This is a genomic window from Cellulomonas sp. Y8 (assembly GCF_008033115.1).
In the GTDB taxonomy this organism is placed as follows: Bacteria; Actinomycetota; Actinomycetes; order Actinomycetales; family Cellulomonadaceae; genus Cellulomonas.
Map to the genome: position 1 here is coordinate 3,585,977 of NZ_CP041203.1, position 13,443 is coordinate 3,599,419.

At 74.3% G+C, this 13,443-nt stretch carries 11 protein-coding genes; 7 read left to right on the forward strand and 4 right to left on the reverse strand.

What is annotated here, in order from left to right; all coding sequences use genetic code 11:
- Positions 1 to 6: 6 nt before the first annotated feature.
- A complete protein-coding gene (locus FKM96_RS16255; protein WP_246855032.1) occupies positions 7 to 858 on the reverse strand; it encodes a DUF3097 domain-containing protein in 852 nt (283 codons plus the stop codon).
- 49 nt (positions 859 to 907) lie between these two features.
- Here FKM96_RS16255 and FKM96_RS16260 point away from each other — a divergent pair, with 49 nt between their 5' ends.
- The 7 genes from FKM96_RS16260 to FKM96_RS16290 all read left to right on the forward strand — a co-directional run bounded on the left by FKM96_RS16260 (position 908) and on the right by FKM96_RS16290 (position 9,835).
- Positions 908 to 2,449 (forward strand): MFS transporter, encoded by a 1,542-nt coding sequence (locus tag FKM96_RS16260; RefSeq protein WP_246855033.1) that lies wholly within the window; start codon positions 908 to 910, stop codon positions 2,447 to 2,449.
- Between the two features lie 46 nt (positions 2,450 to 2,495).
- Positions 2,496 to 3,527: a heat-inducible transcriptional repressor HrcA gene (gene hrcA, locus FKM96_RS16265; protein WP_147797179.1), complete on the forward strand. Its 1,032-nt coding sequence runs from the start codon at positions 2,496 to 2,498 to the stop codon at positions 3,525 to 3,527.
- A gap of 95 nt (positions 3,528 to 3,622) precedes the next feature.
- Positions 3,623 to 4,756 (forward strand): molecular chaperone DnaJ, encoded by a 1,134-nt coding sequence (gene dnaJ, locus FKM96_RS16270; protein WP_147796108.1) that lies wholly within the window; start codon positions 3,623 to 3,625, stop codon positions 4,754 to 4,756.
- Between the two features lie 2 nt (positions 4,757 to 4,758).
- Positions 4,759 to 5,526, forward strand: a complete 768-nt coding sequence (locus FKM96_RS16275; protein ID WP_147796109.1) for a 16S rRNA (uracil(1498)-N(3))-methyltransferase — start codon at positions 4,759 to 4,761, stop codon at positions 5,524 to 5,526.
- A 105-nt stretch (positions 5,527 to 5,631) separates the two neighbouring features.
- Positions 5,632 to 8,289 carry a sodium-translocating pyrophosphatase gene (locus FKM96_RS16280; protein WP_210417288.1) on the forward strand — a complete coding sequence of 886 codons (2,658 nt, stop codon included), beginning with the start codon at positions 5,632 to 5,634 and terminating at the stop codon, positions 8,287 to 8,289.
- Complete coding sequence (locus FKM96_RS16285) at positions 8,286 to 9,362, forward strand: glycosyltransferase family 1 protein (RefSeq protein WP_246855034.1); 1,077 nt, start codon at positions 8,286 to 8,288, stop codon at positions 9,360 to 9,362. Before FKM96_RS16280 ends, FKM96_RS16285 begins: the two co-directional genes overlap by 4 nt.
- Before the next feature lie 116 nt (positions 9,363 to 9,478).
- Positions 9,479 to 9,835, forward strand: coding sequence for a hypothetical protein (locus FKM96_RS16290; RefSeq protein WP_147796111.1), 357 nt, complete (start codon positions 9,479 to 9,481; stop codon positions 9,833 to 9,835).
- Positions 9,836 to 10,073: 238 nt separating this feature from the next.
- Here the strand turns inward: FKM96_RS16290 and pgi are convergent, their stop codons facing one another.
- The 3 genes from pgi to FKM96_RS16305 form a co-directional block, all read right to left on the reverse strand.
- The gene (gene pgi / locus FKM96_RS16295) at positions 10,074 to 11,756 is read right to left on the reverse strand and encodes a glucose-6-phosphate isomerase (protein WP_147796112.1); all 1,683 of its coding nucleotides are present in this window, start codon (positions 11,754 to 11,756) and stop codon (positions 10,074 to 10,076) included.
- A gap of 88 nt (positions 11,757 to 11,844) precedes the next feature.
- Entirely contained in the window at positions 11,845 to 12,891 is a 1,047-nt protein-coding gene (locus FKM96_RS16300) for an LLM class flavin-dependent oxidoreductase (RefSeq protein WP_147796113.1), read from the reverse strand.
- 64 nt (positions 12,892 to 12,955) lie between these two features.
- The gene (locus FKM96_RS16305; RefSeq protein WP_147796114.1) at positions 12,956 to 13,156 is read right to left on the reverse strand and encodes a hypothetical protein; all 201 of its coding nucleotides are present in this window, start codon (positions 13,154 to 13,156) and stop codon (positions 12,956 to 12,958) included.
- Positions 13,157 to 13,443: the final 287 nt, after the last annotated feature.

Here is a 13,443-nt window from a genome sequence, read left to right on the forward strand (position 1 = left end):
GCCGCCTCAGGGCGCCGTCACGAAGTCGATCAGCTCCTCGACCCGCCCCAGCAGCGACGGCTCCAGGTCGGCGTACGACCGCACGGAGCGCAGGATCCGCTGCCATGCGCGGGCGACGTCGGCCTGCTCGTCGGCGGGCCAGCCGAGCTCGCGCAGGATGCCGCGCTTCCACTCGGTGCCGCGCTCGATCGTCGGCCAGGCGGTCAGCCCGACGCGCGCGGGCTTCACGGCCTGCCACACGTCGACGTAGGGGTGCCCGAGCACGAGCAGCGTCCCGGCGGGCACGGTGCGCGCGGCCTCGTCGGCGATCCGCTGCTCCTTCGACCCGGGCACCAGGTGGTCGACGAGCACGCCGACCTTCTTGCCCGGCCCGGGGCGGAAGTCACGCAGCGCGTCGACGAGGTTGTCGACGCCGTCGAGCAGCTCGACCACGACGCCCTCGGCGCGCAGGTCGTCGCCCCAGACCTTCTCGACGAGCTCGGCGTCGTGCTTGCCCTCGACCCAGATCCGGCTGCCGATCGCGACCCGCGCGCGCTGGTCGGCCGCCGCGAGGGACCCGGACGCGGTGCGCTTCGGCCCGGTCGGTGCGGTCGGCCGGGGCGGCACCAGCTCGACCGGCTTGCCGTCGACCCAGAACCCCGGCCCGAGCCGGAAGGTGCGCGTCCGCCCGCGCCGGTCCTCCAGGACGACGACGTGCTCGCCGCCCGACTTCTCGACCCGGACGACGGCGCCGACCCAGCCGGTCGTGACCTCCTCGACGACCAGGCCGCGCTCGGCGGGCGTCGGGGTCGAGGTGGGCCGGCGGTGCGCGCTCGAGGAGCCCGCGGACAGGACGTCGGTTCCGTAGCGGTCGGTCACCCGCGGCAGCCTAGGTGCCGACCGCTCGCCCGCGTGGTACGACACGACGGTGACGTCGAGCCCCGCGCAGCACCCCGACCGCCCCGGCACCGCGACCCGTCCGGAGCCGGACCCGCACCGGTGGCGGGCGCTGGGCGTGTGCCTGGCGATCGGGTTCATCACGATGCTCGACGTCTCGATCGTCAACGTCGCGCTGCCGTCGATCGAGCGCAGCCTGGACGCGGGCGCGAGCCAGCTGCAGCTCATCGTCGCGGGCTACACGCTGGCGTTCGGCCTGGTCCTGGTGCCCGCGGGCCGGCTCGGCGACGCCCGCGGCCGCCGCGCGCTGTTCCTGCTCGGCCTCACCGGCTTCGCGCTCACCAGCCTCGGCGCCGGCCTGGCCCCCTCCGACGAGCTGCTCGCCGTCGCCCGGCTCCTCCAGGGGATGAGCGCGGGCCTGCTGAACCCGCAGGTGGTCGGCACGATCCAGCAGCTGTTCACCGGGTACGAGCGCGGGAAGGCGTTCGGGTACTTCGGTGCCACGATCGGGGTGTCGACGGCGCTGGGCCCGCTGCTCGGCGGGCTGATCATCCAGGCGTTCGGCGCCGAGGAGGGCTGGCGCTGGGTGTTCTTCGTCAACGTCCCGGTGATCGCGGTGGTGCTGCCGTTCGCGCTGAAGTTCCTGCCGCGCGGCGCGGTCGGCCGGGCGACCGCGACCGGGCCGGGCGGTCGGCCGCGGCTGGACGTGGTCGGCCTGGCGGGCGTCGCCCTGACCGCCGCCGCGGTCATGGTGCCGTTCGTCACGACGACCGGTGAGGGCGGCGACGACCCGGCCCGCTGGTGGTGGCTCGCGGTCGCCGCCGTCCTCGGCGTCGCGACGGTGGTCTGGGAGCGCCGGTACCAGCGGCGCACCGGCGCGGCCGTCCTGGACCCGCGCGTGCTGGGCGAGCCCGCGTTCCGGAACGGCGCGCTGCTCGGCATCGCCTACTTCGCCGGGTTCACGTCCGTGTTCCTGGTGGCGACCCTGTACCTGCAGCAGGTGGCCGGGTTCACGCCGCTGCAGGCCGGGCTCGTCAACATGCCGTTCGCGATCGCCTCCGCGGTGTCCGCGCAGCGGTCCGGCCGGCTGGTGGCGACCCGCGGCCGGGCGCTCGTCGTGATCGGCCTGGTGCTCGTCGTACTCGGCCTGATCGGCACCGACCTGGCGATCCGGTTCGTGGACCCGCCCGCCGTCGGCTTCGTGATGGCCGCGACGCAGATGGTCGCGGGCGCCGGAAGCGGGCTGGTGATCGCGCCCAACCAGACGCTCACACTGGCGCCCGTGCCGGTCGAGCGGGCCGGCGTGGCGGGCAGCATGCTGCAGGTCGGGCAGCGCATCGGGTCGGCGCTCGGCGTCGCCGTGGCGCTGTCCACGTACTACTCCGCCCTGGCGTCCGGGGTCGAGGGCTCGGCGGCCGCGGGCCGTGCGCTGCTGCTCACGGTCGCGCTCGTCGCCGTGGCCCTCCTCGTCGGGCTGCTCGACCTGCGGGCGCGGCGGCGCGGGACCGAGGAGGAGGACGACGCGGAGGCCGGCGCGGGGACCGGCACCGCGTCCGCGTCCGCGGACGCGTAGAATTGGCACTCGGTTCCAGCGAGTGCCAGGACGTCGGGAGGTGGCGATGAGCGAGGACCGCAGGCTGGACGTGCTGCGGGCGATCGTGGAGGACTACGTCGCCACCCGCGAGCCCGTCGGCTCCCGCGCCCTGGTCGAGCGGCACTCCCTGGGGGTGTCGCCCGCGACGATCCGCAACGACATGGCGGCCCTCGAGGACGCCGGGCTCATCGTGCAGCCGCACACCTCGGCCGGCCGGGTGCCGACCGACAAGGGCTACCGGCTGTTCGTCGACCGCCTGGCGACCATCAAGCCGCTGTCCGCGCCGGAGCGCCGCGCGATCGAGACGTTCCTCGAGGACGCGGCCGACCTGGACGACGTCGTCGACCGCTCGGTGCGGCTGCTCGCGCAGCTGACCCACCAGGTCGCCGTCGTGCAGTACCCGTCGCTGCGCCGCACGGCGCTGCGGCACGTCGAGCTGGTCCCGGTCGGCGACCGGCACCTGCTCGTGGTCATCATCACGGACCACGGCCGCGTCGAGCAGCGCACCATCGAGGTGCCGGACCCGCTGGACGCCGGGACCGTGGCGCGGCTGCGGATCCGGCTCAACACGGCCGCCGCGGGCCGACGGCTCGCCGAGCTCGGTACCGCACTGTCGGACCTGGCCGACGACTTCGCCCCCGCGGACGGACCGCTCGTGCGCGGCGTCGTCGCGGTGGTCGAGGACACGCTGGCCCAGGAGAGCGAGGAGCGCGTCGTCCTGGCGGGCACCGCGAACCTGGTGCGCGGTGGCGGCGCGGACTTCGCGCACACCATCAGCCCCGTCCTGGAGGCGCTGGAGGAGCAGGTCGTCCTGCTGCGCCTGCTGGGCGAGATGGCCGAGGACGAGGCCGCGGTCTCCGTCCGGATCGGCCGCGAGACCCAGCACGAGGGTCTGCTGGAGACGAGCTTCGTGACGACCGGCTACGGCGGCCCGGACGGCGGCGGGACGGCCGTCGCGCGGATCGGCTCCGTCGGGCCGCTCCGCATGGACTACCCCGGGACCATCGCGTCGGTGCGCGCCGTCGCCCGGTACCTGTCCCGGATCCTCGCCGGATGACCGGCCGCCGGGCACCGACGCGGTCCCGCGCACGTTCGACAGGCAACGCCCCGCCCGCGCCCGCGCGCGGCCCCCACACGCACAGGAAGTGACGAGTGAGCGACTACTACGAGGTGCTCGGCGTCGAGCGTGACGCCACGCCCGAGCAGATCAAGAAGGCCTACCGGCGCCTCGCGCGCGAGCTGCACCCCGACGTGGCGGGTGCGGACGCGGGCTCCGAGGACCGGTTCAAGGACGTGTCGCGGGCGTACGAGGTGCTGTCGAACCCCGAGAAGCGGCGCATGTACGACCTGGGCGCCGACCCGTCGGCCCCGGGCGGCGGCATGGGCGGCCAGGGCGGCTTCGGCTTCCAGGACATCTTCGAGACGTTCTTCGGCGCCGCCGCGGGCGCGGGCGCGCAGCGCGGCCCCATCCCGCGCGCCCGCCGCGGCCAGGACGCGCTGCTGCGCCTCGACATCGACCTCGCCGAGGCGACGTTCGGCACGCACCGCGAGGTCCCGGTCGAGACGGCCGTGGTGTGCCCGACCTGCGACGGCTCCTGCTGCCGTCCGGGCACCTCGCCGCGCACCTGCGACGTCTGCGGCGGCCGCGGGTCCGTGCAGCGGGTCGCCCGGTCGTTCCTCGGCCAGGTGATGACCTCGCAGCCGTGCGCCGCGTGCCACGGCTTCGGCACCGTCATCCCCGAGCCCTGCACCGAGTGCGCCGGCGAGGGCCGGGTCCGCTCGCGCCGCACGCTCGAGGTCGACGTCCCGGCGGGCGTGGACACCGGTACCCGGATCAAGCTCACCGCGCAGGGCGAGGTCGGCCCCGCCGGCGGCCCCGCGGGCGACATCTACCTCGAGGTGCGCGAGCGCAAGCACGACACCTTCGTCCGCGAGGGCGACGACCTGCACTGCACCCTCGAGGTCCCGATGACCGCGGCGGCGCTCGGCACCGTGCTCACCCTCGACACCCTCGACGGCCCGCAGGAGGTCGACCTGCGCCCCGGCACCCAGCCCGCGCAGGTCGTCACGCTGCGCGGCCTCGGCGTCGGCCACCTGCACGCGGGCGGCCGCGGCGACCTGCACGTGCACGTGGACGTCCACGTGCCGACGTCGCTCGACGACGAGCAGGCCGAGCTGCTGCGGAAGCTCGCCGGGCTGCGCGGCGAGGAGCGGCCCGAGGCGCGGCTGTCGGCCTCCGGCGGCGGCGTGTTCGCGAAGCTCCGCGACAAGCTCGCCGGGCGCTGAGCGTGACCGCTCCGGTCTTCCTGGCCGAGCCGGGCGACCTCGACGCGCTCGCGGCCGGGGCCACCTACCTGCTCGGCGGCGCCGAGGGGCGGCACGCGGGCGTCGTGCAGCGCAAGACCGCGGGGGAGCGGGTCGACGTCGTCGACGGCGCCGGCACCCGGCTGGTCGGCGAGGTCGAGGCGGCCGGGCCCGAGGGCGTGCACCTGCGCGTCCGCGAGGTCGTCGTCGAGCCCGTGCCGGCGCCCCGCCTGGTGCTGGTGCAGGCGCTCGCGAAGGGCGACCGGGACGAGATGGCGATCGAGGCCGCCACCGAGGTCGGCGCCGACGGCGTCGTGCCCTGGCAGGCCGAGCGGTCGATCGTGGTCTGGCGCGGCGACCGGGCGGCCAAGAGCCGGGCCCGGTGGCTCGGCACGGTCCGCACCGCGGCCAAGCAGGCCCGCCGGGCGCACGTGCCGGGCGTCGACCTGGCGCTCGCGACCGCGGCGCTCGTGCGCCGGGCGCGCGAGGTGGTCGAGGCGGGCGGCGCGGTGCTGGTGCTGCACGAGGAGGCGACCACGCCCCTCGCGGCGGCGGTGCTGCCCGCGGCCGGTGCGACGGCGGACGTGCTCGTCGTCGTCGGGCCCGAGGGCGGCATCGCGGAGCGGGAGCTGGCGGAGCTGGTCGACGCCGGGGCGCAGCCGGTGCTGCTGGGGCCGCACGTGCTGCGGACCTCCACGGCCGGCCCGGTGGCGCTCGCGCTGCTCGCGCAGCGGCTGGGGCGCTGGGGCTGACGCCGGTGGGTACCGCCCACCTGGGCCGTACGTCTCATCCGGGGGACCGCGGCCGGTCCTAGCGTCGAGGGTGACAGCGAAGGCGCTCTCACCAGGGACCCGACCGTGAACACAGACGTCCGGACCGGCACCACCTCCTCGCGCGCACCGGCGGCTCCCGCCGACCGGCCCCCGACCGGCCGACGGCGACGGTGGCCCGTGGCCGCCGCTGCGGCCGCCGCCCTCGGGACCGTGCTCGCCGGGTGCGCGCCCGGCTCCGCCTCCGCCGAGGGCTCCGTGCACGGCGGCGAGGCGAGCCTCGTGCTGCCGGACCTCGGCGCCGTGACGGTCCTCGGGTCCGTCTCGGGCCGCCTGCTGCTCGGCCTCGGGCTGCTGGTGTGCGTGCTCGGCCTCGCGTTCGGCGTCGCCACCTACGTGCAGCTGCGCCGGCTCCCCGTGCACGCGGCGATGCGGGAGATCTCCGAGCTCATCTACTCGACCTGCCGCACGTACCTCACCCGGCAGGGTCGGTTCCTCGTCGTGCTGTGGGTGTTCATCGCCGCGGTGATCGTCGTCTACTACCGGGCGCTGGTCGGGTTCGAGTGGGGCCGGGTCGCCACGATCATCGCGTTCAGCCTGCTGGGCATGGCCGGGTCGTACGCCGTCGCCTGGTTCGGGATCCGGGTCAACACGCTGGCGAACTCCCGGACCGCCTTCGCGTCGCTCGCGGGCCGGCCGCTGCCGGTGCACCGGATCCCGATGCAGTCCGGCATGTCGATCGGCATGGTGCTCATCAGCCTCGAGCTGCTGATGATGCTGGTCATCCTGCTGTTCCTCCCGGCCGACGTCGCGGGCGCGTGCTTCATCGGGTTCGCGGTCGGCGAGTCGCTGGGCGCGTCGGCGCTGCGGATCGCGGGCGGCATCTTCACGAAGATCGCCGACATCGGCTCGGACCTGATGAAGATCGTGTTCAAGATCAAGGAGGACGACGCCCGGAACCCCGGCGTGATCGCCGACTGCACCGGGGACAACGCGGGCGACTCGGTGGGCCCGAGCGCCGACGGCTTCGAGACCTACGGCGTCACCGGCGTCGCGCTCGTGACGTTCGTGCTGCTCGCGGTCGACGACCCGCTCATGCAGGCGACCCTGCTGGTCTGGCTGTTCGTGGTGCGGGCCGTCATGGTCATCGCCTCGGCCGTGTCGTACCTCGCGAACGACGCGTGGACCCGCCGCCGGTACGCCGCCGCCGAGCGGATGGACTTCGAGAAGCCGCTGACGTCCCTGGTCTGGCTGACCTCGGTCGTGAGCATCGCGCTGACGTACCTGACGACCTGGGCGGTGCTCGGGCACCTCGACGGCGTCGGCGGCGGGCTGTGGTGGAAGGTCGCGACGATCATCTCCTGCGGCACCCTCGCCGGGGCGCTCATCCCCGAGCTGGTCAAGGTGTTCACCTCCACCAACAGCCGGCACGTCCGCGAGGTCGTCACGTCCTCCCGCGAGGGCGGCCCGTCGCTCAACATCCTGTCCGGGCTGGTGGCCGGCAACATCTCGGCGTACTGGCTCGGCATGACGGTCGTGGCGCTCATGGGCGGGGCGTTCCTGATCAGCGAGCAGGGGCTGGACCAGGTCATGGTCGCCCCCGCGGTGTTCGCGTTCGGGCTGGTGGCGTTCGGGTTCCTCGGCATGGGGCCCGTCACCATCGCCGTCGACTCGTACGGCCCGGTGACCGACAACGCGCAGAGCGTCTACGAGCTGTCCCTGGTCGAGGAGCTGCCCTGCGCGGCCGAGCAGATCGAGGCCGAGCACGGGTTCGCCCCGCGGTGGGAGCCGGCCAAGCGGATGCTCGAGGAGAACGACGGCGCGGGCAACACCTTCAAGGCGACCGCGAAGCCGGTGCTCATCGGCACGGCGGTCGTCGGGGCGACCACGATGATCTTCTCCATCATCATGGCGCTCACCGAGGGCCTCACGACGGGGCTCGACAACCTGTCGCTGCTGCACCCGCCGTTCCTGCTCGGCCTGGTCACCGGCGGCGCGATGATCTTCTGGTTCACCGGCGCGTCCATCCAGGCCGTGACCACCGGCGCGTACCGGGCGGTCGAGTTCATCAAGGCGAACATCCACCTCGACGGCAGCGAGCGGGCCAGCGAGGCGGACTCCCGCCGGGTCGTGGAGATCTGCACCCAGTACGCCCAGCGCGGCATGCTGACGATGTTCCTCGCGATCTTCTTCGCCACGCTGGCGTTCGCGTTCGTCGAGCCGTTCTTCTTCATCGGCTACCTGGTGTCGATCGCGGTGTTCGGGCTGTACCAGGCGATCTTCATGGCCAACGCGGGCGGCGCCTGGGACAACGCCAAGAAGATCGTCGAGGTCGACCTGCACGCCAAGGGCACCGCGCTGCACGACGCGACCATCGTCGGCGACACCGTGGGCGACCCGTACAAGGACACGTCCTCGGTCGCGCTCAACCCGGTCATCAAGTTCACGACGCTGTTCGGGCTGCTGGCCGTCGAGCTCGCGGTGAGCCTGACCGGCGACGGGCGCGGGACGCTCGTGCACGTCCTGGCCGGCGTGTTCTTCGTGACGTCGGCCGTGTTCGTCTACCGGTCGTTCTACGGGATGCGGATCGGCGGGGCGCCCGCGGGGGAGGAGGACCCGGCCGAGCCCGAGCCCGAGGAGCCGGCCGAGCCCGGGGCGCCGGCGGGCGGCGTGCTGCCGCGCCAGGGCGGGGCGGGCGCGGGAGCGGACGACGCCGGCACCCTCGTCGACGCCGAGGGGCGGTGAGCGACGTGCGCGTCGCGATCAAGCACGACGACGTCCTGGTCGACGCCGACGGCCGGGTCGCCGGCCACGACGCGGCCGCCACGCTGGTCCGCCGGCTGCTGCGGGTCTTCCCCGGCTCGGTCCTGATCGGGCCGGGGCCGCGGCGCTGCGACGGGTTCGACCTGCTGCCGCTCGAGTTCGTCGACGGCGACGGCACCGTCGTCATCACGATGGACGTGCTCGACTCGGTGCAGGTGTGGCAGACCCTGCGCGCGGGCGGGTGCGCGGACCCGCGGGTGATGAACTTCGTGTGGTGGGACGCCACCCGGTACCCGCACCCGGTCGAGCAGGCCGCGCTCGCGCTGTCCTGCGCGCTGTTCCCGACGTTCGCCAACTCGGCGCGCACCGCCTCCGAGATCCGGGAGCTGATCGCCCGGCTGACCGTGCCGGCGCTGGGGGAGCGGGCCCGCACCGGGTGGGTCAACCTCGGGTTCCGGGTCGACCACGTCCGGCCGCGGCACGAGCCCGACGTCCCCGTCGTGCTGTACCCCGCGATCTACGTCTCCGAGCGCAAGCAGCCGCGGCTGTTCCTCGAGGTCGTCGACCGCGTGCAGCGTCGCACCCCGATCCGCGTCGAGGCACGGCTGCACGAGTCGCACCTGGTCTCCGAGACCGCCATGCGGATGTCCGAGCGGCCGTGGTGCTGGGTCGGCCCGCTCACCGCGACCCGCGACTCCTACTGGGAGGCGCTCGGCCGGACCACGGCGTTCCTCGCGACCGCCACCGAGGAGTCCTACGGGCTGGAGTACGTCGAGGCGCTCGCGGCCGGCGCCGTCGGGGTGTTCCCGGACCTGCCGTGGGCGCGGGCGCTGCTGCCGGCCGGCTACCCGTACCTGTACCGCACGCCGGACGAGGCCGCCGACCAGCTCGAGCTCGCGGTGACCCGGACCGCCGCCTGCCGGCGCGAGCTCGACGCGGTCGCCGGCGGCTCGTTCGTGCGCTGGCTGTCCGCGCACCACGACGACGACACGTTCGACCGCACCGTCGTGGCCCGGGTCCGGGACTGGTTCGGCGACGTGCCGGCGGCCGGGTGAGCCGTGCGCGGCAGCCGCTGACCAGGCCTCACCCGGCGGGTCTTGACCCGGTCCGCGATCGGCGGGACGCTGGCCTGCCGCACGCACCGCAGCGCTGATGAGCCGAGGGGGGTCTCATGGGACGGGTGGCCGTCGTGCTGGCCGGCGTGGCCGTGCTGGCGCTCCAGGTGTGGTTGACGCTCTACGCCCAGGTCGTGCTCGCCTACGAGGCCGCCGTCCTCGCCGCCGTGCTCGTCGGGGTCGCCCTGCGCGCCTCGGTGCGCGCGCGACGCCGCCGGCACCCCGCCGACGCGGCCCGGTGGCCCGACGCGGACGGGATCGCGGTCGCGCAGCCGACGGTCCTCGTCGGCGGCCCGGTGCTCCCGCCGGTCGACGCGGGCCTGGGGTCGCCCCCGGTCCCGACGCAGGTGGAGGACCGGGGCGACCCCGTGGACGACCTCCTGGGCCGCCGCCGCCCGCGCCCGGTCGCCTGATCGCGCCCGCAAACGCGCCGCGGGCCCCGCGCGCAGCCCTCCCCGCTCCCCCCGGGCCGCCGAGGGGGTAGTCGACACGTCGAGCGTGTAGTCGCCGACTACTCCCTCGACGTGTCGATTACTTGCTCGGCGCGGACGCTGGCGCGCCCGCCGGCGCGGCGGAGGCCGCCCGGGACGGCGACGGGCCCGCCGCGACCGTGGTCGTGGCGGGCCCGTGCGTGCCCGGTCGGGGTGCGGGTCAGCCCTGGCGCAGGTCCAGGTAGCGCGCGATCAGGGAGCGGGTCGACGGGTCCTGGGCCGCCAGCGCGTCCGCGTCGCCCTCGACCGCCGGGGCGATCTCGAGCGCGAGCTTCTTGCCCAGCTCGACGCCCCACTGGTCGAACGAGTCGATGCCCCACACGACGCCCTCGACGAACGTGATGTGCTCGTACAGCGCGATGAGCTGGCCGAGCACCGACGGGGTCAGCGACGGGGCCAGGATCGACGTCGTCGGGCGGTTCCCGGGGAACACCCGGGCCGGCACGATCTCCTCGGCGGTGCCCTCGGCGCGGACCTCGTCGGCGGTCTTGCCGAACGCCAGCGCCTTGGTCTGCGCGAAGAAGTTCGCCAGGAACAGGCCGTGCACGTCGGTGTCGCCGTCCTTCAGCGGGTGCGCCGGGTTGGCGACCGCGATGAAGTCCGCCGGGATCAGCCGGGTGCCCTGGTGGATCAGCTGGTAGAACGCGTGCTGGCCGTTGGTGCCGGGCTCGCCCCAGAACACCTCGCCGGTCTCCGTCGTCACCGGGGTGCCGTCCCAGCGGACCGACTTGCCGTTCGACTCCATGGTGAGCTGCTGCAGGTACGCCGGGAACCGGTGCAGGTACTGGGCGTACGGCAGGACGGCGTGCGTGTGCGCGTCGAGGAAGTTGACGTACCAGACGTTGAGCAGGCCCATGAGGACCGGCACGTTCTGGTCGAACGGCGTAGTGCGGACGTGCTCGTCGACGGCGTGGAAGCCCTCGAGGAACTCGCCGAAGGCGTCCGGGCCGATCGCGATGGCCAGCGAGGTGCCGATCGCCGAGTCGACCGAGTAGCGGCCGCCGACCCAGTCCCAGAACCCGAACGCGTTCTCCGGGTCGATGCCGAACGCGGCGACCTTGTCGAGCGCCGTCGACACCGCGACGAAGTGCTTGGCGACCGCGCCGGTGCGGGCCTCCTCGGTGTCCTCGATCGCGCCGGCGGCGACGAGCTCCCGCCACAGCCAGTCGCGGGCGAGCCGCGCGTTGGTGAGCGTCTCGAGCGTGCCGAAGGTCTTGGACGCGACGACGAACAGCGTCGTCGTCGGGTCGAGGTCCTTCGTCTTCTCGGCGATGTCGGTCGGGTCGATGTTCGACACGAACCGCACCTCGAGGCCGTCCTGGACGTACGGCTTGAGCGCCTCGTACGCCATGACCGGGCCGAGGTCCGAGCCGCCGATGCCGATGTTCACGACGGTCGCGACGCGCTCGCCGGTGACGCCGGTCCACTCGCCCGAGCGGACCTTGTCGGCGAACGCGGCGATCTTCGCGAGCACCTCCTGCACGTCGGCGTCCACGTCCTGGCCGTCGACGACGAGGGTGGGCTCCGCGTCGGCCGGGCGGCGCAGCGCGGTGTGCAGCACGGCGCGGTCCTCGGTGACGTTGATGTGCTCGCCGGCGAACATCGCGTCGAGCCGGGCCTTCAGGCCGACCTGGTCCGCGAGGGCGACGAGCAGGGACAGGGTCTCGTCGGTGACGAGGTTCTTCGACAGGTCGACGGTGAGGTCGGCCAGCTGCCGGGTCAGGCGCGTCGCGCGCTCGGGGTCGGCGTCGAACCAGCCCCGCAGGTCGGGGAGGAACGCCTCCTCGTGCGCGGTCAGGGCGGTCCAGGCGCCGGTGGTGGTGGCGTCGACGGGTGCAGTCACGGCGAGTCCCTCTCGGAAGCAAGATCCAACAGGTCACACCGTATCGAGGCCGGGGCGGTGGGCGAGCGGGACGTGCGGCCCGCCCGGGTCAGCCCAGGGCCTCGCGGACGAGCGGGGCCACCTGGGTGCCGAGCAGCTCGATCGCGCGCAGGCTCTCCCGCTGCGGCACGCCGCTCAGGTCCATCTGGAAGATCTGCCGGTCGTGCCCGAGCGCGGCGTGCAGCGCGACGATGCGGTCCGCGACCTCGTGCGGCGACCCGACGAAGTAGGCCCCGCCCTTCGCGGCCTGGGACTCGAACGCGATCCGGTTCGGGATCGCGAACCCGCGCTCGGCGGCGATCCGGCGCATCGTGCTGAGCCAGTACGGGAAGAAGAACTCCCGCGCCTGCTTCGCGTCGTCGGCGACGAACCCCATGCCCGCGACCTCGACGCGCTGAGTCGCGGGGTCGTGGCCGGCCTCCGTGTGCGCGGCCCGGTACAGCCGCACCAGCGGGGCGAAGTCCGCGGGCCGGCCGCCGATGATCGCGTAGGACACGGGCAGGCCGAGCCGGCCCGCCCGGTCGGAGGACGCCGGGTTGCCGCCGGTGGCGACCGCGATCCGCAGGTGCTCGCCGAGCCCGGGCTTGTCGAGCGGGCGCGGCAGCACCTCGGCGGCGTGCAGCGGCGGCCGGAACCGGCCGGACCAGGTGACCGGGTTGCCGCGGTCGATCCGGAGCAGCAGCCGGATCTTCTCGTCGAACAGGTCGTCGTAGTCGTCGAGCGAGGCGCCGAACAGCGGGTACGACTCGATGAACGACCCGCGCCCCGCGAGCAGCTCCACGCGGCCGCCGGACAGCAGGTCCATCGTCGCGAACTGCTGGTAGAGCCGGACCGGGTCCTCGGTCGACAGCACGGTCACGGCGCTGCCGACGCTGATCCGCTCGGTCTGGGCGAGCGCCGCGGCGATCACGGTCGCGGGGGAGGAGATGGCGTAGTCGGGGCGGTGGTGCTCGCCGATGCCGACGTGGTCCAGGCCGACCTCCTCGGCGAGGCGGACCCGCTCCAGCACGTCGCGCAGGCGCTGCGCGGGGGAGGTGACCGCGCCGGACACCGGGTCGGGGTGGATGTCGCCGAACGTGTACAGGCCGAGCTCCATGCCCGGTGCAGCGCGGGGGAGGGGCGGGGCATTCCCTGACGACCGGGGTCGGGTGGCGCCCGGGTCACGGGGCGTCGTGCTCGCGGACGCGGCGCCGACGGGCCCGGACGTGCACCACGGTGGCGATCGTGAACGGCACGACGAGCAGCGCCACGGCGCCGAGCAGCACGGCCCCCCAGAACGCCCGGGCGGTCGTCGGAGAGCTCAGTGCCGCCGTGGTCGCGCCGACCAGGACGAAGGTGACCGTCGCGGCGAGCGCCCGCACGGGGTGCCGGATCTCTAGCGGACGCACGTGTACCCCCGGGCCACCGCGATCTCGAGCGGGGTGTTCATGGTCGACTCCTTCGTCGGTCCGGTGGCGGGGCGCCGCCCGGTCCTCCCAGCCTGACGAGGCCCGAGGGCGGTCCGTGCGCAGCGCACCGGGTACTCACCGTGCGAAACCGGTCCCGTGGACCTCCGGGGCCGAGAACAGGGACCCGCATACGTGGACTCAGTCCAACAATGAGTGCCAGCTGAGTGGAGGGCGGGTGGAGCAGGCCGACCGCGCCGGAT